Source organism: Sporolactobacillus nakayamae, assembly GCF_900113325.1.
Classification (GTDB): Bacteria; Bacillota; Bacilli; order Bacillales; family Sporolactobacillaceae; genus Sporolactobacillus; species Sporolactobacillus nakayamae.
Genome location: NZ_FOOY01000008.1, coordinates 87,046 through 113,797 on the forward strand (window position 1 = coordinate 87,046; position 26,752 = coordinate 113,797).

Annotated in this window: 27 protein-coding genes; 12 read left to right on the plus strand and 15 right to left on the minus strand. The window is 43.0% G+C overall.

Annotated elements, in window-relative coordinates; all coding sequences use genetic code 11:
- Positions 1-11 precede the first annotated feature (11 nt).
- The 3 genes from BM003_RS06630 (at position 12) to BM003_RS06635 (ending at position 1,652) form a co-directional block, all read left to right on the plus strand.
- Complete coding sequence (locus tag BM003_RS06630; RefSeq protein ID WP_093671345.1) at positions 12-791, plus strand: MurR/RpiR family transcriptional regulator; 780 nt, start codon at positions 12-14, stop codon at positions 789-791.
- 138 nt (positions 792-929) lie between these two features.
- Positions 930-1,109: a hypothetical protein gene (locus BM003_RS17365; protein WP_143128437.1), complete on the plus strand. Its 180-nt coding sequence runs from the start codon at positions 930-932 to the stop codon at positions 1,107-1,109.
- 159 nt (positions 1,110-1,268) lie between these two features.
- Positions 1,269-1,652, plus strand: coding sequence for a RidA family protein (locus tag BM003_RS06635; RefSeq protein WP_093671347.1), 384 nt, complete (start codon positions 1,269-1,271; stop codon positions 1,650-1,652).
- Between the two features lie 54 nt (positions 1,653-1,706).
- Here the strand turns inward: BM003_RS06635 and BM003_RS06640 are convergent, their stop codons facing one another.
- The 3 genes from BM003_RS06640 to BM003_RS06650 form a co-directional block, all read right to left on the minus strand.
- Complete coding sequence (locus BM003_RS06640) at positions 1,707-2,528, minus strand: aldo/keto reductase (RefSeq protein WP_093671349.1); 822 nt, start codon at positions 2,526-2,528, stop codon at positions 1,707-1,709.
- Between the two features lie 54 nt (positions 2,529-2,582).
- Positions 2,583-3,413, minus strand: a complete 831-nt coding sequence (rhaD, locus tag BM003_RS06645; RefSeq protein WP_093671351.1) for a rhamnulose-1-phosphate aldolase — start codon at positions 3,411-3,413, stop codon at positions 2,583-2,585.
- 106 nt (positions 3,414-3,519) lie between these two features.
- Positions 3,520-4,164, minus strand: a complete 645-nt coding sequence (locus BM003_RS06650) for a histidine phosphatase family protein (protein WP_177184677.1) — start codon at positions 4,162-4,164, stop codon at positions 3,520-3,522.
- A gap of 151 nt (positions 4,165-4,315) precedes the next feature.
- On the opposite strand from BM003_RS06650, the gene BM003_RS06655 reads away from it, so the two are divergent.
- From BM003_RS06655 to BM003_RS06690, 8 genes are all read left to right on the plus strand, one after another.
- Complete coding sequence (locus tag BM003_RS06655; protein WP_093671355.1) at positions 4,316-6,316, plus strand: BglG family transcription antiterminator; 2,001 nt, start codon at positions 4,316-4,318, stop codon at positions 6,314-6,316.
- 5 nt (positions 6,317-6,321) lie between these two features.
- Positions 6,322-6,789 (plus strand): PTS sugar transporter subunit IIA, encoded by a 468-nt coding sequence (locus BM003_RS06660; RefSeq protein WP_177184678.1) that lies wholly within the window; start codon positions 6,322-6,324, stop codon positions 6,787-6,789.
- 5 nt (positions 6,790-6,794) lie between these two features.
- The gene (locus BM003_RS06665; RefSeq protein ID WP_093671359.1) at positions 6,795-7,070 is read left to right on the plus strand and encodes a PTS sugar transporter subunit IIB; all 276 of its coding nucleotides are present in this window, start codon (positions 6,795-6,797) and stop codon (positions 7,068-7,070) included.
- 36 nt (positions 7,071-7,106) lie between these two features.
- A complete protein-coding gene (locus tag BM003_RS06670) occupies positions 7,107-8,477 on the plus strand; it encodes a PTS galactitol transporter subunit IIC (protein WP_093671360.1) in 1,371 nt (456 codons plus the stop codon).
- A complete protein-coding gene (locus tag BM003_RS06675) occupies positions 8,474-8,704 on the plus strand; it encodes a hypothetical protein (RefSeq protein ID WP_093671362.1) in 231 nt (76 codons plus the stop codon). The genes BM003_RS06670 and BM003_RS06675 overlap by 4 nt, the downstream gene beginning before the upstream one ends.
- Positions 8,701-9,639, plus strand: coding sequence for a 1-phosphofructokinase family hexose kinase (locus tag BM003_RS06680; RefSeq protein WP_093671364.1), 939 nt, complete (start codon positions 8,701-8,703; stop codon positions 9,637-9,639). The genes BM003_RS06675 and BM003_RS06680 overlap by 4 nt, the downstream gene beginning before the upstream one ends.
- Positions 9,640-9,658: 19 nt before the next feature.
- Positions 9,659-10,285: a class II aldolase/adducin family protein gene (locus BM003_RS06685; protein ID WP_093671366.1), complete on the plus strand. Its 627-nt coding sequence runs from the start codon at positions 9,659-9,661 to the stop codon at positions 10,283-10,285.
- Between the two features lie 94 nt (positions 10,286-10,379).
- Positions 10,380-11,348 carry a Gfo/Idh/MocA family protein gene (locus BM003_RS06690; RefSeq protein WP_093671368.1) on the plus strand — a complete coding sequence of 323 codons (969 nt, stop codon included), beginning with the start codon at positions 10,380-10,382 and terminating at the stop codon, positions 11,346-11,348.
- 130 nt (positions 11,349-11,478) lie between these two features.
- Here the strand turns inward: BM003_RS06690 and hydA (BM003_RS06695) are convergent, their stop codons facing one another.
- The 10 genes from hydA (BM003_RS06695) to dpaL all read right to left on the minus strand — a co-directional run bounded on the left by hydA (BM003_RS06695) (position 11,479) and on the right by dpaL (position 22,350).
- The gene (hydA, locus tag BM003_RS06695; RefSeq protein ID WP_093671370.1) at positions 11,479-12,876 is read right to left on the minus strand and encodes a dihydropyrimidinase; all 1,398 of its coding nucleotides are present in this window, start codon (positions 12,874-12,876) and stop codon (positions 11,479-11,481) included.
- An 18-nt stretch (positions 12,877-12,894) separates the two neighbouring features.
- Positions 12,895-13,611, minus strand: coding sequence for an aspartate/glutamate racemase family protein (locus BM003_RS06700; RefSeq protein ID WP_093671372.1), 717 nt, complete (start codon positions 13,609-13,611; stop codon positions 12,895-12,897).
- On the minus strand, positions 13,608-14,441 hold the full coding sequence (locus tag BM003_RS06705) for an energy-coupling factor ABC transporter ATP-binding protein (RefSeq protein WP_093671374.1): 834 nt from the start codon (positions 14,439-14,441) through the stop codon (positions 13,608-13,610). Before BM003_RS06705 ends, BM003_RS06700 begins: the two co-directional genes overlap by 4 nt.
- Positions 14,438-15,304: an energy-coupling factor ABC transporter ATP-binding protein gene (locus tag BM003_RS06710; protein WP_177184679.1), complete on the minus strand. Its 867-nt coding sequence runs from the start codon at positions 15,302-15,304 to the stop codon at positions 14,438-14,440. Before BM003_RS06710 ends, BM003_RS06705 begins: the two co-directional genes overlap by 4 nt.
- A 21-nt stretch (positions 15,305-15,325) precedes the next feature.
- Positions 15,326-16,189: an energy-coupling factor transporter transmembrane component T family protein gene (locus BM003_RS06715; RefSeq protein WP_177184680.1), complete on the minus strand. Its 864-nt coding sequence runs from the start codon at positions 16,187-16,189 to the stop codon at positions 15,326-15,328.
- A gap of 67 nt (positions 16,190-16,256) precedes the next feature.
- A complete protein-coding gene (locus BM003_RS06720; RefSeq protein ID WP_093671380.1) occupies positions 16,257-16,871 on the minus strand; it encodes a hypothetical protein in 615 nt (204 codons plus the stop codon).
- Between the two features lie 66 nt (positions 16,872-16,937).
- Positions 16,938-18,305: a dihydropyrimidinase gene (hydA, locus tag BM003_RS06725; RefSeq protein ID WP_093671382.1), complete on the minus strand. Its 1,368-nt coding sequence runs from the start codon at positions 18,303-18,305 to the stop codon at positions 16,938-16,940.
- Positions 18,306-18,308: 3 nt separating this feature from the next.
- Positions 18,309-19,931, minus strand: coding sequence for an N-acyl-D-amino-acid deacylase family protein (locus BM003_RS06730; RefSeq protein WP_093671384.1), 1,623 nt, complete (start codon positions 19,929-19,931; stop codon positions 18,309-18,311).
- An 18-nt stretch (positions 19,932-19,949) separates the two neighbouring features.
- Positions 19,950-21,131 (minus strand): YgeY family selenium metabolism-linked hydrolase, encoded by a 1,182-nt coding sequence (locus tag BM003_RS06735; protein ID WP_093671386.1) that lies wholly within the window; start codon positions 21,129-21,131, stop codon positions 19,950-19,952.
- Positions 21,124-22,350, minus strand: a complete 1,227-nt coding sequence (gene dpaL, locus BM003_RS06740; protein ID WP_245734127.1) for a diaminopropionate ammonia-lyase — start codon at positions 22,348-22,350, stop codon at positions 21,124-21,126. The genes BM003_RS06735 and dpaL overlap by 8 nt, the downstream gene beginning before the upstream one ends.
- Before the next feature lie 382 nt (positions 22,351-22,732).
- Here dpaL and BM003_RS06745 point away from each other — a divergent pair, with 382 nt between their 5' ends.
- Positions 22,733-24,457 carry a sigma 54-interacting transcriptional regulator gene (locus BM003_RS06745; protein WP_093671390.1) on the plus strand — a complete coding sequence of 575 codons (1,725 nt, stop codon included), beginning with the start codon at positions 22,733-22,735 and terminating at the stop codon, positions 24,455-24,457.
- Between the two features lie 105 nt (positions 24,458-24,562).
- On the opposite strand, the gene BM003_RS06750 is transcribed toward BM003_RS06745, so the two are convergent.
- A complete protein-coding gene (locus tag BM003_RS06750) occupies positions 24,563-25,876 on the minus strand; it encodes an aspartate aminotransferase family protein (RefSeq protein ID WP_218143227.1) in 1,314 nt (437 codons plus the stop codon).
- Between the two features lie 115 nt (positions 25,877-25,991).
- Positions 25,992-26,750, minus strand: coding sequence for an amino acid ABC transporter ATP-binding protein (locus tag BM003_RS06755; RefSeq protein ID WP_093671529.1), 759 nt, complete (start codon positions 26,748-26,750; stop codon positions 25,992-25,994).
- Positions 26,751-26,752 lie beyond the last annotated feature (2 nt).

Sequence of the window (26,752 nt, forward strand, 5' to 3'; positions counted from 1 at the left end):
TGGAGGTCAAGATGGACTTTACTTTTTTCGAACGCGTCAATCAGTATTTCGAAACACTCAGTGACAGCGAAAAGTTTCTGCTCCGCTATATTCAGGAGCATTTGAATGACATGCCGAAAATTTCAATCGTCCGTTTAAGCGAGAATGCCAACGTGTCGACAGCGACGATTGTCCGCACAATGAAGAAGCTTGGCTATGAAGGTTTTACGTCCTTCAAGATCCGTCTGAAGGACGAGCATCGGCTTGCTCCCGAGTTTTCCGTTGTCGAAAAAGTCGATAATAAAATTAAAGAAGCCATGCTTAAGAATGAACAGGAAGTCACCAAAACGATACAAATGCTTGATCGCGGTACGATTGAAGATGTATTGCAGAAAATCATTTACTCAAGAAAAATTGTGCTGTTCGCCCGCGGCTTTTCTGAACTGATCGCCAAAGAGATGACCGTTAAATTTCAGCTCACCGGCAAGTATTGTGAAATGCATGACGATCCGAACATCATCACGACGATCAGCAAGCGAATAGATAAGAAAGATCTCGTTATCTTCATCTCACTCAATGGACGTACCGAAGAATTGGTACAGGCAGCGAAGAACTGCAAGGCAAACGGAGTCAGCACAATCACACTGACCGCCAATCGTGAGAGTCCGCTTTACACCTTGTCCGAACTCACGCTCGTCGGCTACAAGTCGAAGGTATCCTATTTCCCGGATTACGAAGTGCGCTCGCGGCTCCCGCTGCAGGTCATGGCGCGCATTATTCTGGATGCCTACGCCATACGCACGCGTTCCTGATTGCTTGTGCGGAACTGTGCGTGACCACGCATGATAAATACGGATGCGCGCATCACAAATGCGGGGTGTGTTACGCTTTTTCGTATTAGAATAGAAGAAAAGGTCGTCGATGTGCGATCAATGATTGGAAGATATCTAATGAAGAGAAGTAATTGGGTACTCTTGGTTTTGGCAATCGTACTCCCGCTCGTTATTCTGATCAATCTCTTTGTTTATAACGATATTGTCGCACCCATTCTCATAGGCTTGCTCATCTTTGCGTCCGGATGTTTCTTTAACTATTTAAATAGAAAGAGGTTGCTGAAAAAAAGACGCTGATGAGCACCTGTGTAGTGACAAATCTTTTTGTTCCACAATTAGTTATTCGCATCGTGCAGCGCTATGGTAAACTAATAAAGACTATTGATTCGCGGCTTTCGTCATTGATTGCTCCGACAATCGCGAGTAGCCATCACACACATCTGGAGGTTTGATTCAATGAAGAAGCAAATCGCATCAAACGCTGCACCAAAAGCAGTCGGCCCTTACTCTCAAGGAGTCCAAGCTGGCGACTTTCTGTTCGCATCCGGACAGATTCCGCTCGACCCGGCAACTGGAGAAATCGTCGACGGCGGCATTGAGTTACAAGCCGAACGCGTTTTTCTAAATCTGCAGGCCGTATTGAATGAGGCAGACCTCGACTTTTCAAATGTCGTAAGCGCCACGGTCTACCTTGCGGACATTAATGACTTTGCAACTGTAAACGGCATTTACTCAAATTATTTCACAGGAGAAATCCTCCCGGCACGTTGCGCGTTCCAAGTAGCTGCCCTGCCCAAGCAATCGAAGCTCGAAATTTCTTGTGTCGCATATAAGGGGTAAATAACAAGCCTGAACGCGAAGAATGATGCGTTCAGGCTTGTTTTGTGCTGGAAATTAGAAACCTTCCGGATCATTATTGTTTCGTCTGTTTTCATTCAGAGCGTCGATCTTCTCCATTTCATCAGCAGACAGCTTAAAGTCAAAAATGTCGACATTGCTTATCGCATGTTCCGGGTTGGTGGATCTAGGAATAGTGATGATACCGTGCTGCACATGCCACCGCAAAATCACCTGTGCCGCAGTTTTATCATGAGCTTCAGCGATATTCATTATCGACGGATTCTTCAGCACAGTCCCTGTTCCAAGCGGTGAATACCCTTCAACCTGAATATTCTGCTCCGCGCAATAGACTCGTAAAGGGGCTTGAGACAGAAGCGGGTGAAACTCAATTTGATTAATTGCCGGCCGAATCTTTGCATCCTCCAACAATTCCTCAATATGATGCGGATTAAAATTACTCACGCCAATCGCTCGTACTTTGCCTTGCCGATAAAGGTGCTCCATCGCTCGCCATGAATCTTTAAACTTCCCGGTAACCGGCCAATGAATGAGATAAAGATCCAGATAATCAAGTCCCAAGGTCTTTAAGCTCTTGTCAAAAGCCTTGAGCGTCTCTTCATATCCCTGATCATCATTCCTAAGCTTCGTTGTGATAAAGAGCTTGTGCCTGTTCATTTCCGATTTCCTGATTGCCTCCCCAACAAGATCTTCATTTTTGTAATGTTCGGCAGTGTCAATCATCCTGTACCCAGCCTTTAAAGCGGTTGATACAGACGTAATCACGTCCCTCCCGCGAACATGCCAAGTTCCAAAACCTACCCCCGGCATTTGAACGCCGTTATTCAATGTCACTTTTTCACCCAGAGAATTAATCATCATAATCCTTCTTTCCCATACAGTAGTCAGTCTTTTGATTTATCAATCATTTGTTTAATGGAGAATACCTTCTTTGGGTACTACATTGAACGCCTGTGCAAGATCTTTTAATTGACTGTCCGTTATTTGAGCGCGAACATTTCGGTAGGTTAGCATATAGATTTGCGCCGCTTTTTCAACTGTTTCAATGAGACCATAGGCATCGTCAAAAGTCTCTCCAGACGCCAATATGCCATGATGAGGCCAAAGTACAATTCGTGAATGCCGCATTTTCTCAGCGGTTGCTTCAGCGATATTGCGATTCCCGCATACCATCCATGGGATAACACTGACACCATCCGGAAACACGATCAGGCATTCACTGATAATTCCCCAGAGTGTACGTGTCAGTTCATTTTCATTAAGTGAATGAACAAAGGTCATCGCAGAAATATTCGTCGCGTGATTATGCAAAATCACCTTATGATTTGGGTTCTGTGCTAAGCGCACACTATGTGAAAGTAAATGGGTTGGAAATTCGCTTGTCGGACCTCTTCCCGCCTCAAATCCCCAAAGCACATCAATCGAATCGCCGCTCTCTTTCAACCGAACAATTCCTAATTCTTCACTTGGACGCTTTTCAACATTTTTAAAGAAACTACCTGTGGCAGTGACTAAGAATACTTTTCCAACCAAATTTTCAGGTACTTCTCCAAATCCGTTGAACGGTATCTCCTTCGCAACATGATCCGGATCAAGATAAGGCCTTAACTCATCCTCATCAATAATGTAACTAATGTTCCCTCCATTACGTTCATCCCAGCCGTGCGACCACATTATTGATGCCAGCTCTGTCATTTCTTTAACAAAATTTGCCTCTACTATGCTTTTCGATGCTATGGTCATAGCTAATACTTCCTCTCATTAATTAATAAAATAGTATCTATTCATAACATCATCGCCGATATTGTAACCGTTTTCACACGATAGAACCGTTCACTTAGTTCTCTACCTAAAAGCTTTTCCCAACATAGTCAATGTTAAAATCTTTCCCGTCATAGACAATCTTAGTTAGACTTGCATTGGGGATAACATCTACTTTGATCTGTTCGTTTGAAAGAAAAAAAACAAGGCAGCTGATAAATAATCCATGACTAACAGCCAAGATGTCATTAGAAGGAGCGGATGTGAATATCTCTAATAGACGATGTATCCTTTTTTTTACATCACTATAATTTTCAGCAGCATGAAAGGTGTCACGTTTTTTTAAACCCTCCAATACAAGTATCTTCTGCCAGTCTGGATAATCGGAATTAAACTGGGGTAGATTTACGGCGGTTCCCGATTTATTCCACATCAGGTGGGAATTCATTCCTTCAAATGAACCAAAGGATACTTCTCTCAGTTCTTCGATCTCACTTAGCATGCTCATGGATAAATCGCTGCCCTTTAAAATGAGCTTGGCAGTGTGCTTTGCTCTGGTGAGGTCACTCGTATAAACAGTGTTAATCGTTATGTTATTTTGCTTCAAGGCTTTTCCTAATGACCGTGCTTCCTCTTCACCTTTAATAGTGAGTGGCGAATCCGCACAACCCTGAGCAATATTAAGCAAGTTGAAAAATGTTTCTCCGTGCCTAACCAAGTAAATCCTCTTCATCTCCATCACCCCCCTTGTTATCATTCAAATAGAGTATATAGTTGCATGGCTGTTCGTACATCACATCGTTTGTGAAAGCGTTAACATTTTATTGTGATGAAATGCAGATGCTGTACCCATATAATTAAATTTGCAAAGGAGGTGAAAACGATTGATCATCTTAGACCGTGAGATTACAAATCTTATACTTGTTCAGAAACACCTGAGCGTAGAGGAAATTGCCAACCACTTATCCACAGAAAAAGACAGAGTCCTTGAACGTATTCATTTAATCAGCGAACAGCTTCCTCATGAATCCATTGAAGTAGTTAACGGGGAAGTGAAAGTATCTGAAAAATGTGTCGATGAGTTATATGCATCATTGGTCGGCAATTTATCGTCAAATTCAAATGAATATGAAGTCGATCTAAGAAAAAATTTAATCAAACTCGAATTAATCGTCCGCAACAATCATCACACATTGCAGACACTATCTGATTTGTTTTATGTAAGCAAAAATACAGTATTTTCAGATATGAAGTATTTAAAAGAAGAACTAAAAAATTTGAATCTTCATGTAACCTATTTGAGAAAAGATGGTTATCAAATCAATGGTCCGGAATATTTAATTCGAAATCATTTGGTTCAACTCATAAATGAGTTATTAAAAACAGCTTATGGACGATCTTGCCTCATTGATCGATTCGATATTAATAAGGAAATGGTATCCCGAATCAAACAAAAATTAGAATCTATTGAAGAAGAAATAATGATTCGCCTTACCGATGAGCAGATTGAAAATTTACCAATTATTCTATCGATTTTATTGCAACGCGTTCAGAACTTCCCTAGGGCTTGGAGTTTTAAAGTGGAGAGATATGATATTAGAAACACTTTAGAATTTCCAGTCATCAAAAAACAGTTCAGAGAATTTCCCTTTCTTAAAGATGTTGATCTATTGTATCTGTCCTTACACATTCTTTCATCGAATCGAATTGAATCAGCACTTGATTTTGCTGATAGCGAAGAAATAAGTAGTTCGGTAAATCAATTCATCACACTATTAAAGGAAAAGTTAGCCATTGATTTTGTAAAAGAGACTGATTTTAAGTCTAAGATTATGCTGCATATTCAGCCGGCAATTTTCAGAAATATTTTAGGCTTTCGTGTAAATAATCCGCTAACTGAACGGTTCATAAAAGAACATTATTATGTCTTTAAAGCAGTTACACATGCATCAAGAAAATCATTTGGAACAATCCTTGAACATGATTTTTCGGATGAAGAAATTGTCTACCTTTCAATGATTGTACTGGGGTGGATGTATCAAACAGATGAAGATTCTTCAGCCTACTATAAGGCCGTTGTCTTGTGCTTTAATGGCACATCGGTTTCAAAGCTATTGCTCGAAAACTTAAAAGACATGTTTCCTGATATTGAATTTATCGGTGCATTTTCTTTTCGACAATTTGAACAAATGAATCTGGAGCCAGACTTTATTTTCACAACAGTTCCAATGAAAAGTCGTATTACTACCATTATTGTTCCACCTTTTCTCGAGCCGGACAGCCGAAAACAATTGAGAAAAGTTGTTTCCAAGTTACTTAGTCAAGACCCAAAGCGAAAGGCTAAAGGTATTGTTTTTGCCATAAAAGATCTCATTCCTGAGGATAAACGAGAACTTGCTGAGCTTGCACTTAAATCCTTTTTTGATAAAGAGGAAGAAAAACGCCCGATTTATCGTGAACGGATAAGCTTAACCGAAGAAAATATTTCAGTAATTGATTCCCCCGTTTCCTGGGAGAACTGTGTCGACATAGCCTTTAAACCCATTATTAATAGAAAAAGTATCGAAAATGATTACATTGACAAATGTAAGTCTATATTTTATTCCAATTACCGCCAAATGCTTATTGGTCCGGAAGTCTACCTGCCGCATGCTGCTGTGTCAAAGGAATCCGCCGATATTCAGATCACTATTTTCAAGCGAGCGGTGACAAATCCAGACGGTCATTCATTTAAGATTATGGTTGCTCTTGTACCAGAAAAAACAAACGCCCATGTGCCTTTGCTATTAAAGCTTAATGATGTCTTCTTGGAAAGGGGGCGTATTGAAGCAATAATCGCTTGCAAGTCAAGGAAAGATATTCTAAATCTACTTGAAGGGGGGTGAACATAGTGAATTACAGCAATCTATTTCAAAAGGATCTCATTGTCCTCAACGCTGACTATCAAGACCAAAAAGATCTCTTCAATTCAAATTTTAAAAGTCTGCACGACAAAGGATTAGTCAATGCATCTTATTGCGCTGCTCTAACAGAAAGAGAATCGCTTTATCCGACAGGCTTAGCGAATGACAAGATTCAGTTTGCTATACCGCATACTGATGTGACGCATGTAAATCACCCCTTTGTCCAAGTCGTTCGACTAAAAAAACCGATCCGCTTTGCTCATATGGGCATGTCGGATCGACAAGTTGATGCGGAAATCGTCTTTATGCTCGGCATTAAAGATCCAAAAGGTCAGGTCGGATTACTCTCGGAAATTATGTCCTGCTTCAATGATCAGTCTTTCATTGATCATGTAAGAACGATCAATGATTCGCAACAAATGGAAAATTACTTGAAAGATAAATTTGGGAGGTAGTCAAAATGAAACGAGTTATTGTCGCGTGTGGTTCCGGTGTCGCAACAAGCCAAACAGTTGCTTCAAAGGTAAAACGTATTTTGTCTGAGAAAAAGATAAGTGCAGAAGTGGAGGCTGTAGATATTAAATCGCTTGATCATTTGATTAAGCACTGTGATGTCTACGTTGCCATCACAAAGCCAAAGAAAGCATATGGAATTCCAACCTTAAATGGTATTGCTTTTCTTACAGGTATGGGAATGGACGCAGAGGTTGAAAAACTGATCGCAGCATTAAAATAACAACCAACTACCAACTATGAAAAGGAAGTGAACAGAATGGATGTTCTAACTAATATTGTTCAATATGTACTCAATTTAGGTGCGTCAGTATTTGTACCAATTATTATGCTGATCATTGGTATCTGTGCGCGAATGAAATTCAAAGATGCAATTAGTGCAGCCATCATTTTCGGTGTCGCCTTTGCCGGAATGAATTTAGTCGTTGGATTCATGCTCGATTCGATTAGTCCCGCGGCTCAAGCATTCGCTAAGAATACGGGAATCGCGCTCACTGCTGTTGATGGTGGCTGGACCACCGGTGCATCAATCACATGGGCATGGCCACTTGCCTTTCTCATCTTTCCAATCACGATTGGCGTTAACATTGTCATGTTAGCCTTAAAATGGACGAAAACGCTGAATGTTGATATGTGGAACGTTTGGGGGAAAGCCTTTACAGCAATCATGGTCTCGTATATCTCCGGAAATGTCTATCTCGGTTTTGTTGTCGTTGTCATTCAGATCATTATTGAACTAAAAATCGGTGATATTTGGGGAAAAGAAATTGAAGAATTGACTGGAATTCCTGGTGTTACTGTACCACACCATATGACAATCATTGCCAGCTTGCTCTACCCGATTAATCAATTAATGGATAAGATTCCACTGTTCAATAAGAAAATGGATGCTGATGCGCTGAAGGAAAAGTTAGGCGTTTTTGCAGAAAATCATGTCATGGGCGCAATTGTTGGCTTCCTTCTAGGACTTGTTGCCGGATATGGGGTATCCAAATCCTTAATTCTCGCGGTTCAGGCTGCAACAGCGCTAACACTTTTCCCTATGGTTTCCAAGCTTTTTATGCAAGCGCTATCGCCAATTTCAGAAGCGATTTCAGAATTTATGCGAAAGCATTTCAATAACCGAGAAATTCTAATTGGGCTCGATTGGCCAATCTTAGCAGGACGAAACGAACTTTGGGTAACCGCTATTTTGCTCATCCCAGTTGAACTATTATTTGCCGTCATTCTTCCGGGTAATAAAGTGCTCCCATTCGGCGGAATCATTAATCTGTCGATCGTCGTAGCAGTTGTATTGCTAGCCCGTGGAAATCTGCTTCGTATGGTCGTCTACGGAATCATTACAACGCCGGTGTTCTTATACCTAGCAACCTTTTTTGCGCCATATATGACACGATTGGCCCAAGAAACTCACGCTGTTAAAGTACCTGCCGGCAGCATGCTTACTTGGAGCACGATGGAAAATGGTGAATTCAAATTCGCTTTTTCTGAAGCGATGGCTGGAAAATGGTGGGGAATGCTCTTAGCCGTTGTTTGGATCGCACTGTTCGTCTACTTCTACTTTGGTCGAAAGAAAGAAAATGCGAAGCGGTATCACGAAGAAGCACAAACTGAAGGCTTTGAATCATGACCGCGGGGAAATCGGTAAAAGCATTTTGGATTTTCATGGTTTTTCTTGGATTCATCCTGTTACTACTTGGTTTTTTTACCGGTGATTTGATGATGTGGGTAGTTGCTTTACTTATTGGTCTTCTTGTTCGGTATTGTGCCTATGATTTACTTTTCAAAAAGTACGATCAAAAAGTTGCGGAGATTCGTCAAAAGTACACGCAAAGAAAGGAGTGTGAAAAAAAGTGATCTATTCAGTAACACTTAACCCAGCCATTGATCGCATTATCCATGTCCATGATGCATTAACACGCGGAAAAAATAATCATGTATCTGAAAGCTATAATGACATTGGCGGTAAGGGGACCCATGTTTCGGTCGTACTTTCTTGTCTTGATACACCGAATATAGCAACAGGCTTTATTGGTGAAAACGGTAAGGAAGAGTTGTATTCACTGCTGATGGAACGAAAAGTCAATCCGGAATTCTTTGTTCTTCCGAATCGCGCCGTCCGCCAGAACTATGTCATTATGGATGAAACCCATTCAGGCAGCTTCATGATTACTCAAACAGGACCATCCATAACGCCAGATGAACTTGGGCAATTTACCACTGACTTCACGGGCAAGCTGGAACCGGATGATATTGTAGTATTTGCCGGAAATCCATCACGATTAATGAGTCCAAATGACTACGGTTCGCTATTAAAAAAAGTAAAAGAAACCGGCGTGCGACTGATCGTCGATGCGTCAGGCGACTATCTAAAAAAAGCCATTGAAATCTCGCCGACTTTAATTAAACCCAACCAATATGAATTTGGTGAACTGACCCAAAAAAAGATCACCTCAATTGAGGACACAATTGAAGTGATGGAAAAGTCTAACTTATCTAAAATAGATTATATCATTGTTTCACTCGGCAAGAAAGGTTCCTTGCTGTTTCACAACGGTTCGATCGATCATGTTATTCCGCCAAAAGTAAAAACAGTAAATGATACCGGATGCGGTGACGCTTTTGTCGGCGGAATTGTTTACGCGCTATATAAAAATTTTTCTGTCGAAGATATGTTAACTTTCGCAACTTCCGTAAGCGCTTCAAAAGCAATGCAGCCGACAAGTTCCGGATTTGTTCCAGAAGAAGCGCGACTACTAAGAGAACAAGTAACATTGGAGAAGATCAAATAATGTTTTCGGAGGGGATCTTATGTTATATGAGTCTGAAAGAAAAGATTTATGTACCGTTGTTAAAACCATGTTTGATCGTTTTGAAACAAATGCTGCAGGTGGAAATGTTAGCGTCAGAATAAACGATGACCATATCATCATGACACCAACATTAATGTCTCAGCAAAAGCTATGCGACCTTACCCCTTATGACATCCTTGTCGTCACTATGGATGAAGAAATCGTGGAAGGCGATGGAAAACTGACGAGAGAAATCAACATGCACATGGCTTGTTATAAACAGAACAAGAAAATCGGTTGTGTCATCCACGCACATCCTAGAGATTCACTCTTTTTCGCAACCCTTGGAATTGAGCTGCCGAACCTTACGGAAGCAACACAAAAATTGGGTAAGATCCCTACTCTTGATTACCGTCCGGCAACGACTGTTGAACTTGCTGACCTTGTTCGTGAACACATAAAATCTCTTGGAGACGATGTCGTTCCAAAAGCCTGCCTTCTTAACAGCCATGGGATTCTAATCACTGATAAAACACTTCACAAAGCCTATGACATGCTTGAGAGAATCGAATACAACGCATACATTGCGGAAAAGGCTTTGATTTTCGACAAGCTGGGCATCGTTCCACTCCATAAAGAATGCTGATTAATTTTCTATGATTGATGGTGGCTTGAGACTTCTCCAGCCACCTTTATCATTTTTGATTGTTGCAAAAAAAATAACTCAGGAGGAAAAAATGATGAGCACTTTAAATTGGGCAATTTTAGGCACAGGTACCATTGCATCTGAATTTGCTGATACGCTCTATAAATTCGGACGTCCTGTATTTGCGGTCGCGTCCAGACAACTTGATCGCGCCCAGGAATTTGCCAATAAACATCACGTGACGAACGCCTATGGAAATTATGATGAACTCTTAAGCAACCCGGCCATCGATATTGCCTACATTGCTACGCCGCATTCCAATCATTATGAACTCATGATTAAATGCCTTGAGAACGGCAAACACATACTCTGTGAAAAAGCGATTACCGTAAATAGTGAACAGCTTAATCAAGTAGTTCAACTTGCAAAAGAAAAACAGCTTAGTGTTATTGAAGCAATGACCATTTATCATATGCCTCTTTATCAGAAATTAAACAAGCTGATCGCAGATGGAAAAATCGGCAAATTAAGAATGATCCAAGTATCATTCGGCAGCCTCAGAGTCCCTGATCCCAGCAGTCGCTTTTTGAGTGCACAATTGGCGGGTGGCGCTCTTCTCGATATTGGCGTCTATGCTCTATCCTTTACCCGATTTTTTCTTAACAAACAACCCGACGAAATCTTAACAACCGTCAAACGATTTAAAACCGGCGTCGACGAACAGTCTGAAATTATCCTACGGAATTCCGAAGACGAAATGGCTTCTATCATTTTGACTCTATTCGCAAAGCTTCCAAAAAGAGGAATCATTACCGGCGAAAAAGCTTATATAACGGTAGACACCTTCCCACGCGCACAATCAGCGACAATTACTTATCCCGATTTTTCAACAGAGGTTATAACAGCTGGAAATACAGATGAGGCAATGGTTTATGAATATGACTATATGAACTCTGTTGTAAACGGAGAAAAAGAAGATAACACGCTTCAATTAACATTGGATGTGATGGAGCTGATGAGTGAAATACGTAAAAAATGGGGCATTGTCTATCCGTTTGAATAAAAGTGCTTTTAATGGCTTTATTAATCTTTTGATCTTTAAACGTAACAGAAAGAGAGCATTTCTACACATTTTTTATGCCACATGTGGAAATACTCTCTTTTTAATGTTTTATTAATTTATTGGAAATCATCTACTTACCCCACACACCATCAGTCACCTTTTTGCGCTTAATGAATTGTCCATGCCCTTTACGCCCGGTAAATTCGCCGTTTCTATAAATAATTTCACCACGGGATAAGGTTATTACCGGATATCCATGAAGCTTGAAGCCTTCATAACATGTATAATCCACATGCTCATGAAGCAAGTCATGAGTTAAGGTTATCTCTTTGTGGGGATCAATCAACGTGAGATCAGCATCCGACCCCACTCTAATGTCTCCCTTTTTCGGATATAGGCCCATCAGCTTCGCAGGGTTAGTGCTGGTGATTGCGACAAATTCCTGTAAGCTGATTCTCTGTTTCATAACGCCTTCAGAGAAAAGCAGCGGAAGCCTAGTTTCGATACCCGGTGCACCGTTCGGGCATTTACTGAAGTCATTCCTTCCCGCCTGCTTGTCTCCATGAAAGTTAAATGGGCAATGATCGGTTCCGATCGTATCAATTGTTCCCGATTTGATGTATGTCCAGAGCAGTTCTTGGTTCGCCTTGTCTCGCAAAGGCGGGCTCATTATATATTTCAAACCTCCATGATTAGAATCGTTGTAACGTTCCTGATCTAGGAATAAGTATTGTGGACATGTTTCGCCGCGCACATTACATCCCATTCGTTTGGCATCAGCAATTAACTTGGCGGCTTTCGCTGTTGAAACATGAACGACATAGATTGGCGCATCGCCGGCGAGCTTAGACAATATGATCATCCGCCCAACTGCTTCAGCCTCTGCCTCCTCTGGTCTGCTGTGAGCGTGAAAAATCGGCCCTGTTTGATTTCGTTTTAGATAATAATCTTTGAAGTAACTAAGAATTCCGTCATTCTCGCAATGAATGGCCGTCACTGCCCCAAGTTCGCGCAAACGATTCATTACCTGAAGCACCGCATGATCATCTAGCTTATAGTCATAGGTCAAGTAGATTTTAAAACTTGTAATTCCTTCTTCCTCAACAATCGATGCCATCTCACTCAGTATCTTGTCATCGACATGCTGAATCACCCCATGAAAACTATAATCAATGACAGCTTGAGCATCCGCATAATCATGATAGACATCGACCTGATGCTTTAAGCTGCATCCGGACGGACCGAATCCCATATGGTCAACAATGGTCGTTGTTCCCCCGCACGCGGCGGCAACAGTACCGCTGTAAAAATCGTCTGCAGCAATATAAAGACCTTGATGAAGGTTAAGATGCGTATGGACATCAACACCGCCTGGAAAAACGTAGAGACCGTCCGCGTCAATGATTTCATCAGGTATAAACATGTCGCTTTTACCAATCGAATGAACAATACCGCGATCAATGCATAAATCTTCCCTCAACACGTTTTCAGAGGTAACTAGTGTTCCATTTTTAATCAAAATTTTCATCGTATAACGCATCTCTTTTCAACGTAGTAGAAACAACCCTTTTGGCGGCGCTTGATAGAGTCCCGCTCTCGATGTGCTTAATCCTGATGCCGCAATCATTTTCAGCATCTCAAATCCAACACCAACTGGATCAATGACCGGCACATGAAGGCATGCTTCCAATTTCTCCTTTAATCCGATCATACTGGCGCAGCCGAGAATCAGCACTTCAGCACCATCATCAACGCAGTGACCGCAAACCGTCAAAAAAAGTTTATAGATGCTGTCTTGATCCCGGTCAATATCCAGAACGTTTCGATCAAGTGCTCGAATTGATGCACAGCGCTTTTCCAATCCGTATTGCCCGATTAAATCACTCATCATCGGGACAGCCTTTTGAAGCGCAGCAATGACAGAAAATGTTTTTCCAAGCAAGAGTGCTGTTGAAAAGGAGGCCTCTGCAATGCCAACTACTGGGCAAGTGCTGATTTCCTTGAGCGCATACAGTCCCGGATCGCCAAAACAAGCGACTAAGATACCGTCATAGGTTTGCTGATCGTTTTGAACCCACTTAATAGTTTCAAAAGCGGCGATTTGATAATCATAAAATGATTCAAGTGACTCCGGACCTGTATCAGGATGAATGACACGCACCTCGTCTTGGGTGCCGGGAACTGTAACTGCGGCACGAATGGATGCAGTCATGGATGCGCTTGTGTTCGGATTCACAACGAGCCATTTTTTTGCATTCCTCATCTGCCAATCGCTTCCTGAAACTGGATCCACAGCTCATCGGCAGACAGCACATCTTTGCTGACCCCATTTGCCGTCAACGCCTGAGCCATTCGCGTCGCTTCCGGAACCTTCACATATGCCGCTTCCAAAATTTTCGGTTGAGCGAACACCTCTTTTGTCGCGCCATCGAGCAATAATTTTCCTTGACACAATACAACAACACGTTTCGCAAATTGGGCGACGATGTCCATCTCGTGGGTGATAATGATAATGGTATGACCGCGTTCTTCATTCAACTTTTTTAAGAATTCCATGATCTCGACCGATTGCCGGTAATCCTGTCCGGTTGTCGGTTCATCGACGATAATCACTTTCGGCCGAAGTGCTAGTATAGACGCAATCGAAACACGCTGTCTTAGCCCCTTAGGCAGAAAAAAAGGATGCATGGACAAATAGTCCTGCTTAATGCCCGCGACTGCGGCAGCCTCATTCACGCGTTCTTCGATCTCTTCATCAGAAAGTCCAATATTTTTCGGTGCATAGGCGATCTCTTTACCAACCTCGTTATTGAATAGTTGATGATCCGGATTTTGGAAAACATAGCCGACTTCTCTGACCAGTTTCTTAATCACTCTTTTCTGATTTGTATCAATTCCGCCGCACTTTACGTAACCTTGAGAAGGTTTCAAAAGACCATTGAGCGTTTTGGCGAAGGTTGTTTTACCGGCACCATTCTGACCAATCAAAGCAATAAATTCACCGCTATTAATATTCAGGTCGATGCCCTTAAGCGCTTCTGTCCCATCGCGATAGGCAAAATGCATGTCTTTAACTTCAATAACGTTGGTCATTGGACTGACTCCTTCCTTGCACAAATCGATTGCGCAATCTCAATCGTTTCTTCAACCGAAGTCGTCATCGGCCCTTCATATAATCCGGCACGTTTTAACTGATCAAGGAATACAATGGATGCGGGCGGATTAAGTCCCATTTCGACAAGCTCGTCAACATTTTCAAAGAAATGTTCCGGTTCTGCATAGCGCTCAATTTTACCGTTATGAACTAAAATCAGTCGATCAGACAGACGTGCAAGACGATCCATGGTGTGCTCCACCATAATGATCGTCATATTCAATTCTTCCTTCATTCGCGCACATATATTAAATACACTGTCTTTGCCCATTGGATCAAGCATTGACGTAGGTTCGTCGAGAATAACTATTTTAGGTTGCATGGCGAGAACTGAGGCTATGGCCACACGTTGTTTTTGGCCGCCGGACAGATCATATGGTGATTTATCAAGCAAATTTTCAAGATTAGTGATCTTCGCAACCCAATCAATGCGCTCTCGGATTTCATCACTGCCCAGCCCGATGTTTTCCATACCGAAGGCTAGCTCTTCCTCAACACTCATCGACGTGAATTGTGCCTCAGGATCAGCAAAAACAAAACCAACATACTCTGCCAATTCCTTCGCACGCAAATCACGAATGTTTTTCCCAAACAAGCGTACTTCACCTGTGTAACTACCAATGAAATTATGTGGAATCAATCCTTTAATACAAGAAACGAGCGTTGTTTTTCCCGATTCATTAGGACCGCACACACCAATGAACATGTTGTCCTCAATATCTAGATTCACATCGACAAGTGCAGGCTTTTCCGTGTCCGTATATTGCCAAGTTAAATGGTTGATCTCAATAATTTTCCCCATCATTCATTCCCCTGTAAATTCTTATTTTATGACATACTGAAAGAGCGAGTGATCTGACCCAAACCACTGATAACGGTACTTAAAATAGACAATTAGGACGAGCAATAGGATCAGAACAACACATGTGGCAACGTCAGAAGCGGAAAAGCGATACTTAGTCAGAATATAGTCCGCCCGTTTTCCTGAGCTTTTCAACGAGTACCCTTTAACGAAAAGCGCATTACTGATCTCGTCACTGCGTCTTAAAGCCAGTGAGATCAAAGGAATGATGTACATACTGTAGAGCTTCACCTTATCCGTGAACTTCATGGCAGCGTAGTCCAGACCTCTTGCCTGCTCTGCTTCTCGTACCGTGTGCAGATCCTCGAGAAACATACCCGCTGATCTCAGTGACAAACCCAGCACATAGCTCGCGACAAACGGCATTTTCAATGTACGCAACGCAGCGAGAATATCTCGTTCGCGATTCGTTGAAAAATAAAAAATTGATGAGAGCAGCAATGCCAAAATCTTACTGTAGGCAATAAAAGCATTCATGATCGGCTGGTCATAAAGCGCAAGTCCGAACACATGACCAATCACTTTATAATCTGGATCCTTTCCCGGGAAAAAGATAAAGGTGAGAAAGGTAAAGATTCCGGCGCAAAGGATTACCGGCAGATACATTTTTAAACTGCTGAGTGCAACTTTTGAATAGATAAAAAGAAGCAGCACGACTACTGCGAACATAAAATTTAATTCCGGCATGTTAATAAACAAAGGAATAAATCCGGTGATGACAAACAGCAGCAGCCGTGACACCGGATGAAAGGAATAAAGTGGAGACTCCACTGGAATCAAAGCCAGTAAAGTCTTCATCATTTTTTTAGTTTGGACGCTTTCCATAATAACCTCCATTATTCTCTCTTGAGGAATTAATCCTCTGTTTTTCAGGTGAAAAGCGATCGACTAGTTAGGCCCAATACTTTTTGCAAAATGATTTTGATTTCACAATCAACGGTGACACGAATTTCAAAAGAATCGCGCCAAGAATAAACGATGGTACAGTGTTGCCAATCGACCAGCCTAAAAATACGGTCAATGTTGACGATGGCGAGATCAGCCCGAACATTCTTAGTACCATCACACCCCAAGCCGCGCCGATCGCATTACAGAGAATGCCGCCAAACACGGTATAAACAGCCCAGTCTTTGCCACTTTTCAGCCGTGGATCACATTTAAAGAAGCGGAACGCCCAACCGGCCAAAATTCCTTGAAGAAAGTTGCCCGGCGCGTAAGCGAGTGATACAGCGATCGATGCACTTCCAGCAATGGCATTAGAAATGAGTGGAAAAACAATACTAGCGATTCCTCCCCACATGCCGAACCAGATACACCCAACGCTTTGAATCGCCTGACCAGGCCAGAATGCAGATACAAAACCAAGAGGAACAGCGAGACTACCGAATGTGCCAACAACGACACCAACACCAATAAACAAGGCCATCATAATTACGTGGTTCATTTGCGGTGTTCTCAATTCGCCTTCATTTAAGCTCCAAACATTTGCGTTCATTTTCATATTCATGAGTAGTCCTCCTATATATTTGTTTGATTTTTCTGAAATTATAATGTGAATTTAATTGAGACAGCATTATTTCACATCAAGGAGCAGTGCTCCCTTACCTTTTCCACCTAAAAATTGATCCCCATCAACAATCAACTGTCCTTTTGAATAGATCTTAATCGGTTTTCCAGTTAATTTTTCATCCTTGTAGGGGCAGAAATCCGACGACATATGATGATCATGATCACCCATTATTTGCTCGGACTTTGGATCAAACACGATCATGTCAGCATCCATACCAATATCGATTTTCCCTTTTCGGTCGGCGATTCCGAATACCTTGGCAGGGTTTTCCGACAACCATCCAACCACTTTTTCAATCCGTATCCCGCGACGGACAACGGCGTGTTCATACATGAGCGGTCCGAGCCACTCGATTCCATGCAGTCCGGGAGAAATTTTTGTAAAATTGGTTTTCGCATCTATTTTTTTATCAGTGCTGTAATCACAATGATCACTGCTCACTATTGACAGTGTTCCATCCAGTAATCCACTCCATAGCGCTTCGATGTCTCTTTTTGTGCGCAATGGTGGTGCCATCACATATTTGTAACCGTCATCCCGCGTGTAGCAACTTTCGTCCAGTATTAGATAATGCGTGCATGTCTCTGCCGTTACATCAACTCCTTCGCGTTTTGCTTGTCTGATCAATTCAACACTTTCAGCAGTTGTTACGTGAACAATGTAAAGCTTGGCACCAGTCATTTTCGCGAACAGCAGTAAGCGGGAGATGCATTCGATTTCTGCCATCGCCGGCCGACTTCCGGCGTAGTGCCGGACGTTGGCCATATCTTTAGCAAGCAGCCTTCCGGTCAATTCCTCACAAAAGGAATCATTCTCCGCATGCACCATACAAAAACCGCCATACCTCGTTATCTCCTTCATTAGCGTCAGCATATCTGGATCTTCAATTTTAAAACCGGCAGCTTTGTAGGTTGTGAACATTTTAAACGAAGTAAATCCTTCATGTATTAAATCGTGAATCAAGTTCACAGTAGTATCCGAACTGTCCGTTACATGGGCGTGAATCCCATAATCGATACAACTCTCATCCTGAATCTGTGAAATCCGGCGCGTGACTGCTGTACGCACATTTTCGTCTGGTCGCTGCACCGCAAAATCAATAAATGTTGTTGTTCCGCCAAACGCTGCCGCTCGGCTTCCAGTAAAAAAAGTATCTTCTGTATTTGCCGTTCCGCCCCAATGATCAATATGCGTGTGTACGTCAATGATACCGGGAAGTACGTAACATCCTTTCGCATCAACTATTTCTGCTGCTTCAACGCTCAAACGGTCAGCAAGAATGGCTATTTTCCCATCGCTTACTCCAATATCCACCGCTCGAATTCCTGTTCCTGAACAGACGCTCCCATTTCTAATGATCAGATCCAGCATAGGTCAGCCTTCTTCTCGGACATGCACCGAGCGACTGTAGTTTCTGCGGAACACAGTGCCACATGGCTTCCGATATGCTTTTTCTTCGTCAATAATTATCTCACCATTGACGATGACCTTGTCGATGCCGATATTAAACTGGCGTGGATTCTCAAAAGTTGCCTGATCAATGATGGTATCCGGATCAAAAATCACAATGTCTGCAGCAAGTCCCTCACGTAGAACACCACGATCCTGAAAACCGATGATTCGTGCCGGTTGCGAGGTAAAACGACGAATCATTTGTTCGAGCGGAAGCACCTTCTCGTCACGAACGAAACGTCCGAGCACACGCGGAAATGATCCATACGCGCGCGGATGCGGTTCACCGCCAAGCAGACCGTCTGTTCCGAGTGTTCCAGCCGGGTGCTTAACGATCATTTTGATGTCATCTTCATTGATCACAAAATCAATCATGCCGACAGCATTTTTTTCTTCATAGATCAAATCCAATGCGATCTGTGCGTAGTCGGTCCGACCATTCATCTTCCCTATTTCAACGATTGTTTTTCCGACACAATTCTGATTTTTTTCACTCTCAACCGAAGTCACGATAATACCGTTCCAGCCGGCCCATTTAGAAATGCTATCCCACCCCTTCAATGCGGTTTCCATTTCGTGAATCATTCGTCTCGAAAGTTCCGGATCCTCTAGCCGCTTCAACATCATTTCGGTTCCCCCGTCATGTGCCCATGGCGGCAGGGTTGCGCTCAGCATCGTGCTGCCTGCAGGATAAGGATACTGATCAAATGTCACTTCAAGGCCGTCCGCGCGTGCTTTGTCAATCTTTGCAAGCACTTCCGGTGTCTTGTACCAATTGAATTGACCACAGTTTTTCAAATGAGAAAAATGGAGATGCGCATTGCAGCGCTTCATCATATCAATGAGTTCATCCATAGATTCAAGAATCTCATCACCTTCACTTCGCTGATGAATGACAAGCGGTACGCCGTATTCTCCGAGTACCATGCACAGGGCTTCCAACTCTTTCATTTCGGCAAAACAACATGGCGGATAAATCAATCCTGTTGACATACCGACCGCCCCCTCGTCAAGACAGCGACGCAATACCTTTTGCATTTGAGCAATTTCTTCATCCGTTGCCGGACGATCTTCCAGTCCCATTACCTCCATGCGAATATTACCGTGAGGGGCAAGAACGGCCAGATTATAGCTTGGGTGAACAGCTTCGATCTTCTTCAAATAGTCATCAATTGTATTCCAGTCCCATGAAATGTCTGGATTTCCATCAAGCCCTGATAAATTACCTCGCCAGTCTTCCTTGTAGGCATCTGGAAGCGGTGCAGCAGCAATGCCGTCTTGTCCAAGTAGTTCCGTTGTAATCCCTTGACGTACCTTGGCTTCAACAAGTGGATCGGCAAGAATAAATAGGTCGGTATGCACATGCATGTCAATGAATCCTGGACAGACAACTTGATGATGTGCATCAAGTTCGGTTGTTCCTCTATCTTCCGTCAGCTTGCCTATTTTTGTAATCCTACCTTTATCCACTGCAATGTCTCCGTAAAACCAAGGAGAACCTGTACCATCGATAATACGTCCGTTTTTGATTAAAAGCTCATGCATAAAATTCATCTTCTTTCGTTATTTTTCAGTTAGCAGCGCATGCATGATCGCCGCAAAGCCGTCAACTGCCTGTAGCAGCTGGTCGATCTCAATGTATTCATTGTCCGTATGTGCCAAGTTCTCCTGTGATGGACCGAAGCCGATCGTTGGTATGCCCGCTTCACCCGCAAAATGGCTTCCATTGGTGCAAAACGAATAATGTGACAGTTTTGCCGGTATGCCTGCAGCATGTAACGCCTGTAGCGACTTTTCAACAAAAACAGTGTTCTCATCATACATCCACGCCGGGAAGAAGCGTACGGCTTCGATCGTTTCACCTGTGTAACACCGATCGGTTCCTTTTGAGTAATAGACCTTTGCGTCAAACGTCGGATCGTCTTCCTTCAGCCGTTCGATAACGTTCTGAATCGGCTTCAAGACAGATTCCTTTGTTTCATTAACAAGGGTGCGTCGGTCAAATGTCGCTCGGCATGATGATGGCAGCACCGATTTTCCCGGATACGGAGACGATACAATATCGGTTAGCACTAATATCCCTTTGCCCATGAGCGGATCTTCAGGGGCAGGTAATTTTTCAATCTCTGCAAGCAGCTTCATCATTTGCAGAACAGCATTTACTCCTTTTTCAGGATTTGCAGAATGTACCGATACACCTTTTGTTTCCACAACGACTTCGGCACGACCGCGTTGACCACGGTTCAGATTCAATCCGGTTGCTTCTCCAATCACAACAATATCCGGATTGAATTTCTTACTGACCGTTCGTGTTGCAACCCCTTCAAAGGTCTCCTCATGAACGCTGCAGGAAATAACAACACGTCCGGGAAATTGTCGCTTGGTTTCGCACGCAAATTGCTCGGCGGCAACAATCATTGCGCTGACTGATCCCTTCATATCCGAGCTTCCTCGGCCATACAATCTTCCATCCTTTTCCACTGGTTCAAACGGATCTGTTGCCCAATGCTCTTTATTTACCGGTACGGTATCAATGTGTCCGTCAAGCAGCAACGTCGGACCGTTGAGCGTGCCGTTGATAATAAGCGCAACATTTCCTAATGCGTCTACGGATACTTCATCGAATCCACAGTTCTTAGCAAATTCTGTGATGACACCTGCTGCCTGGTCTTCAGCACCTGAGTAACTCTGCGCGGCGATCAGCGCTTTACATAAATGAATTACTTGATCTCTCGAATTAAACATTTAACTCGTCCCTCGATTTCCCAATTAGATTCGGATATCTGCCCTTCCATACAATATCATGGTAGGATTGCTTATCCGTATCTCCTTCCGTGCTGATCAGCAGAATGCGAGAAGTGTCATCGATCGCCAATTTATTTTTATCAGCGGCAAACCCTGCTTCCGCGCAAAGCAAATAGAGTGCGCCCATGGTTACTGCACCTGATTCACCGGAAATCACCTGATCGTCGCCTCGGAGCGGGTTTCCGTAGATTCTCATTCCGAGTGCCGTCACATCATCGGAGCATGATAGTGCGCCGTACGAATATTTACTCAAAAACGCATACGCTGCGCGGTTAGGTTCTCCGCAAGCAAGCCCGGCCATGATTGTCGCCATGTCACCGCCTACCGACTGCATGGCTCCATCTTTCTGTTCAAAGGATTTAAAGTAGCAATCTGCCTGATTCGGTTCGACAAGAATAATTTTTGGCGGCGCGTCAGGATATTTGTGAAGAAAATATCCTGAAATCCCGCCCGCATACGATCCAACACCCGCCTGTAGAAAAATATGCGTTGGTGCCTCAGGCAATTGATCGGATATTTCTTTGGCAATGGCGGCATAGCCCTGCATGATCCAAAGCGGTATTTCCTCATACCCCGGCCATGACGTATCCTGAATCATCAGATAACCGTTTTCACGAGCCATTTGTTCACAGATTCTTACCGTGTCATCGTAATTTACATCACTTATCGCCACATCCGCGCCTTCGGCTTGTATTGATTCCAGCCTTCTTTGAGAAGATCCTTTCGGCATCCGAATCACTGATTTTAATCCAAGTTCGCGCGCAATCCAGGCAATGCCCCGCCCATGGTTTCCATCAGTTGCTGAAATGAAAGTTAGATCACCTATCTGCTCTCTCACTTTCTTTGTTTTCAGCTTCTCAAAAGACAACGCTTCAATAGGAAGTCCCAGCTTTTCTGCAAGACAATTAGCGATCGCATAAATCCCCCCCATTACTTTAAAAGCATTCAGTCCAAATCGATAAGATTCATCTTTCACATAAATCTTAGAGACGCCCAATTCACCGGCAAGTGCGTCAAGACTTCTTAGCGGCGTTGCTCTGTAGCTTTTGTGTGTTTTTTGAAAAGCAAGCACTTTCTCAACGACAGCCTCGGAGAAATCCTGTACATCTGCCGCATCCACATGACTCCATAATCCTTTGTTTTTCTCTGTCTTCAACACATTACTCAAGGAACAAAATTCCTCCTCCACTGATCACTCCGGAACACTCGCAACAATTAACCAACTTTTTTGTTTGGTAAATCAAATCTCTGTTGTCTGCTCATGAGCGCTTTATTAAGCTTAACTTGACTATAAATTCAATTGTCTGTCTATTCAAGTATCGAATTGATACTTACTATTTTGTTTTCACAACAGATGGTGTCACAATATATGACATGATAATTGTTTTAAAACCAAGACTTTGATATGGTAATAACAGCAGGAATATAAGAAAAGTAACAAGATTGACTACTTTACGGTCTACCATTTTCAGGATCAAAGAGGAAACCAGTATCAAAATGATACTCAAATATCAATTTGATACTTTATCGAGGTGATCTTCATGTATGTCGAATTACGCGACGTTCAATCCACCATTCAGCAAATTGTCATGGCGATCTCAGCTGTCTTGAAAATTGAAGTCGAGGTCGCTGACGCGGATTTATTTCGTATTGCGGGAACCGGGTTGATCAAACAGAAAATATGGCAGGAAATGAGCGGAGAAGATGCGGTTTACCGGCAATGTGTCGAGAGCGGCCAGACGATAATCATTGATCGCCCGGGCTTCAACGAGATCTGCGCGCTTTGTCCCCATGTCGGCAATTGCGCAGAGTATGGGGAAATTTGCACCCCAATTAAAATTAATGAACAGGTCATCGGCGTCATCGGACTGATCGCTTTCAGCCCCGAACAACGTGAAAAATTATTTGGCGATCAAGATGCTAATGTCTATTTTCTCAAAAAGATGTCCGATGTGATCGCGACCAAAGTAAATGAAAACATCATCTTCAGACAGCAGCTGATCGCAGAAAAAAAGATTTCCACACTCGTTAACTGCATTGATATGGGGCTTTTAATGCTTAATAAAGGCACCTGTGAATTCATCAGCGGTACCGCACGTAAAATGCTGCAGCTGCGCGATGAAGAAGAACCGAGCCAGGACCTGATTTCCCAGTTTTCAGGTCATCAAAAAATCGGGACAAACGGAGCAATTCTCTGGATTAACCTTGGATCCTATCGAAAGAAATTTTTCATCTCTGTACATCAAATCGATGTTCAGGAAAAGGATGAGGCGGAAGTTATTCTAATCGAAGATCCCGAGCACATCACTCAGATGGCCACCCATATAACTATTGATAAGCAAAATCAAACGAGTGGATTAATCGGTTCTTCACCGGCTATCCAAAATATAAAACAAGTACTCTCCAAGATAAAAGACGAAACAATCCCGATCCTGTTTAATGGTGAGGATGGCACAGGAAAAACCTTTGCGGCACATTTTGTACATGTTTCGGCAAACAAACCGGATGAACTCTTTCGAAAGGTTAATGCATCCTACTATTCGGAAAGCGACTTGAACCATCTATTATTCGGTGATCAAGCAAATGCGTCACAGCCGGGTTATCTGGAAAAATTGGACGGCGGCACACTCGTTCTGGATGAAATCGACCGCATCGGGCAATCCACCCAGCTTCTTTTAACTAAATTTCTTAGTGACAAACTGATTGATCGCGATGGTCAGCCGTTTAAGGTCAATGTCCGTCTCATCAGCGCAACAAACAAAAATCTGATGGAACTTGTGGGAAGCGGGCGATTCCGTCAAGATTTATATTATAAAATCGGTGTCGTACCGCTCTATATGCCGCCGCTCCGCCAACGCAAGGATGACATTATGATGCTCGCTGACTACTTCCTAAGTCTATTGAATTTAAAAACAGAATCCTTTCGTAAAACCTTTGCTCGCGAGATTCAAAATGTCGTCGCCAGCTATGATTGGCCGGGAAATATTCAAGAACTCTCCAACGCTGTCGAATACGCATTTAATGTTTCTGATGAACCAGTTATTCGCGTGGACCATTTTCCTGATTATTTGCTCGAAAAATATCGGCACCGCGCAAAGCAATCGAATGAGATTTTCAATTTGCATGTGATCGAACGAGAAACAATAAAAAAGGCGCTGATTAAAATGAAAAACGAGGGCAAGAAAAAAGAAGATGCCGCCGCCCTGCTCGGCATTGGACGCGCCACCCTGTTCCGGAAAATATCCGAATATCAATTGAACGCGTAAAATGGAAGTGGTCATGCAGTACATTTTCCTGTTCGTAACCTGTTTTTTCGCATTACAAAAGCGGAGCCCATCACTCCGCTACTTTTGCATCCCCTGTCTATCCCATTAAAACTCGGAAAAAATGGTTTCAATAATTTGCAACGTTTTGCGAATTTCTCTCTCGGTATGCTCGGTTGACAGATAGATTCGGCCACGGTTCGGTGTAAGTCGAATGCCAAGCTCAAGTGAACGAGCAACCAGATGGTTATAGAGTTCAATATCGGCGAATTTCAAATAATCTCTGAAATCATCCACAGGCTGATCAACACCAAGCAAAAGCATGCAAATAGCTCCATCATGCCGACAATATAGTGGAACTTGGTAGCGATCGCCCAGTTTTCTAAGCCCGTCCGTTAACTGTTGCCCTAGCACATCGAATCGCGCGTAAACACCGTCACGCTGCAATTCGTCAATGGTCGCCAAAGCCGCAGCAACAGAGAGTGCATTACCGTTAAAGGTGCCAAAAGTACGAATCCCGCAATCCATAATCGAATGTTTTCCCGTGACAACAGATAATGGCAGTCCGCCTGAGATCGCTTTAGCAAATACAGCAACATCTGGAGTAACGCCAAAATATTCTTGTGCGCCGCCCAATGCGAGTCTGAATCCGGTGATCACTTCATCAAAGATGAGTAGAATTTTGTTTTCCGTCGCAAGTGTTCGTAATTCTTCAAGATAGCCTTCATTTGGAAAAATCGGACCGGAATCGCACATATAAGGTTCAGTAATGATTGCGGCAATTTCATCACGCTGTTCTTCAATCACATGCTTGATTGCAGACAAATCATTCCATGGCAGGATGATGATTTGATCAGATGCATTGGCTAGCTGGCCCAACACTTCCCGACTTTTCTTCGGCTGCTCTCTTGGTCCCAAATCAGCAATGGAATGGGCATCCGTACTGATCATTTCCTCATCAGACCACCCATGGTATTGTCCTTCAAACTTAATGATTTTTGATTTTCCGGTGAATGCCCTTGCCAATCGGAACGCAAACATATTCGCTTCGGTACCCGTGTTTTGAAAAACGACACGTTCGGCACAGGGTATAATCTCAGTCAGCTTTTCTGCGAGCTTGTTCAGATCGGCAGAAGGTGAGCAGAACTGCGTTCCTTTTGTCATTTGCTCGGCCACTGCCTGATTTACCGCATCCGGACTGTAGCCTAGAATCAAAGGACCCATACCTGCCACATAATCGATGTATTCATTGCCGTCAACATCGTAAAGATGAGCACCTTTCCCATGATCAAAACAAATCGGAAAGTCTTGAAAACCCGCTTTGTGAAAACTGCTGGCAACTCCGTTTACTAAGTATTTTTTAGATTGCTCATATATTTTTTTTGAGTTCTCGTTATTTATCAGATTCCCACTCAGTCTCAATCACCTCACATGATGCTTGCTCAGAACTTCCGCAGGTGTGGTGAATCCAACGTTTTTAGTTGAAGATCCTTTTTGCTAGCAGAAGCACCTCATTCCGGACATTTCGAACACCCTCTCATACTTTTTCCGCTTCAGGGTGCAGAACCTGATTGATGAAAAGCTTGGTCCGCTGATGCTTCGGCGCGTTAAATAACTCGTCTGGTTTCCCTTCTTCAACAATCATGCCTTTGTCCATGAATATGATACGGTCGCCGATTTCTTCAGCAAAACGCATTTCATGCGTCACAAGCACCATGGTCATGCCTTCATCTGCGAGTTCACGAATGACTTTAAGCACTTCACCGACTAATTCAGGGTCCAAGGCAGAGGTCGCTTCATCAAACAGCATAATATGCGGTTCCATCGCCAACGCCCGAGCGATTGCGACACGTTGTTTCTGCCCTCCGGAGAGCTGATCCGGATAATGATCCATACGTTCTGCCAATCCGACCTTCTTCAAGTATTTCTCTGCTGTTTTTCTAGCTTCTTCTTTTGATTTCTTTCTTATTTTTACCTGCGCCGCCATCACATTTTCAACAGCAGTCATCATTGGAAAAAGATTAAAGCTTTGAAAGACCATGCCGATTTCTGTGCGAAGCTTGGCAACACGCTTCTCATTATAACGGCCGGAACTATCCGCGAAATTTTCCCCTTCGACTTTGACAGTACCGGATGTTGGGAGCTCTAAACAATTCAAACAGCGGAGCAGTGTCGATTTTCCTGAACCCGAAGGTCCGATAATGACAACAATTTCCCCTTGATGTACATCCAGGTCAATCCCTTTTAAAATTTCAAGACTGCCAAACGATTTATGGAGCTGAGTCACTTCGATCATTG

Coding starts and splice junctions, on each gene's coding strand:
- BM003_RS17365 (WP_143128437.1), top strand. CDS start 930: ATGAAGAGAAGTAATTGGGTACTCTTGGTTTTGGCAATCGTACTCCCG.
- BM003_RS06745 (WP_093671390.1), top strand. CDS start 22,733: ATGTATGTCGAATTACGCGACGTTCAATCCACCATTCAGCAAATTGTC.
- BM003_RS06710 (WP_177184679.1), bottom strand. CDS start 15,304: ATGGGGAAAATTATTGAGATCAACCATTTAACTTGGCAATATACGGAC.
- BM003_RS06690 (WP_093671368.1), top strand. CDS start 10,380: ATGAGCACTTTAAATTGGGCAATTTTAGGCACAGGTACCATTGCATCT.
- hydA (WP_093671370.1), bottom strand. CDS start 12,876: ATGAAAATTTTGATTAAAAATGGAACACTAGTTACCTCTGAAAACGTG.
- BM003_RS06755 (WP_093671529.1), bottom strand. CDS start 26,750: ATGATCGAAGTGACTCAGCTCCATAAATCGTTTGGCAGTCTTGAAATT.
- BM003_RS06630 (WP_093671345.1), top strand. CDS start 12: ATGGACTTTACTTTTTTCGAACGCGTCAATCAGTATTTCGAAACACTC.
- hydA (WP_093671382.1), bottom strand. CDS start 18,305: ATGCTGGATCTGATCATTAGAAATGGGAGCGTCTGTTCAGGAACAGGA.
- BM003_RS06665 (WP_093671359.1), top strand. CDS start 6,795: ATGAAACGAGTTATTGTCGCGTGTGGTTCCGGTGTCGCAACAAGCCAA.
- BM003_RS06705 (WP_093671374.1), bottom strand. CDS start 14,441: ATGACCAACGTTATTGAAGTTAAAGACATGCATTTTGCCTATCGCGAT.
- BM003_RS06640 (WP_093671349.1), bottom strand. CDS start 2,528: ATGATTAATTCTCTGGGTGAAAAAGTGACATTGAATAACGGCGTTCAA.
- BM003_RS06670 (WP_093671360.1), top strand. CDS start 7,107: ATGGATGTTCTAACTAATATTGTTCAATATGTACTCAATTTAGGTGCG.
- rhaD (WP_093671351.1), bottom strand. CDS start 3,413: ATGACCATAGCATCGAAAAGCATAGTAGAGGCAAATTTTGTTAAAGAA.
- BM003_RS06735 (WP_093671386.1), bottom strand. CDS start 21,131: ATGTTTAATTCGAGAGATCAAGTAATTCATTTATGTAAAGCGCTGATC.
- BM003_RS06635 (WP_093671347.1), top strand. CDS start 1,269: ATGAAGAAGCAAATCGCATCAAACGCTGCACCAAAAGCAGTCGGCCCT.
- BM003_RS06715 (WP_177184680.1), bottom strand. CDS start 16,189: ATGGAAAGCGTCCAAACTAAAAAAATGATGAAGACTTTACTGGCTTTG.
- BM003_RS06700 (WP_093671372.1), bottom strand. CDS start 13,611: ATGAGGAATGCAAAAAAATGGCTCGTTGTGAATCCGAACACAAGCGCA.
- BM003_RS06685 (WP_093671366.1), top strand. CDS start 9,659: ATGTTATATGAGTCTGAAAGAAAAGATTTATGTACCGTTGTTAAAACC.
- BM003_RS06720 (WP_093671380.1), bottom strand. CDS start 16,871: ATGAATATGAAAATGAACGCAAATGTTTGGAGCTTAAATGAAGGCGAA.
- BM003_RS06730 (WP_093671384.1), bottom strand. CDS start 19,931: ATGCATGAGCTTTTAATCAAAAACGGACGTATTATCGATGGTACAGGT.
- BM003_RS06650 (WP_177184677.1), bottom strand. CDS start 4,164: ATGAAGAGGATTTACTTGGTTAGGCACGGAGAAACATTTTTCAACTTG.
- BM003_RS06675 (WP_093671362.1), top strand. CDS start 8,474: ATGACCGCGGGGAAATCGGTAAAAGCATTTTGGATTTTCATGGTTTTT.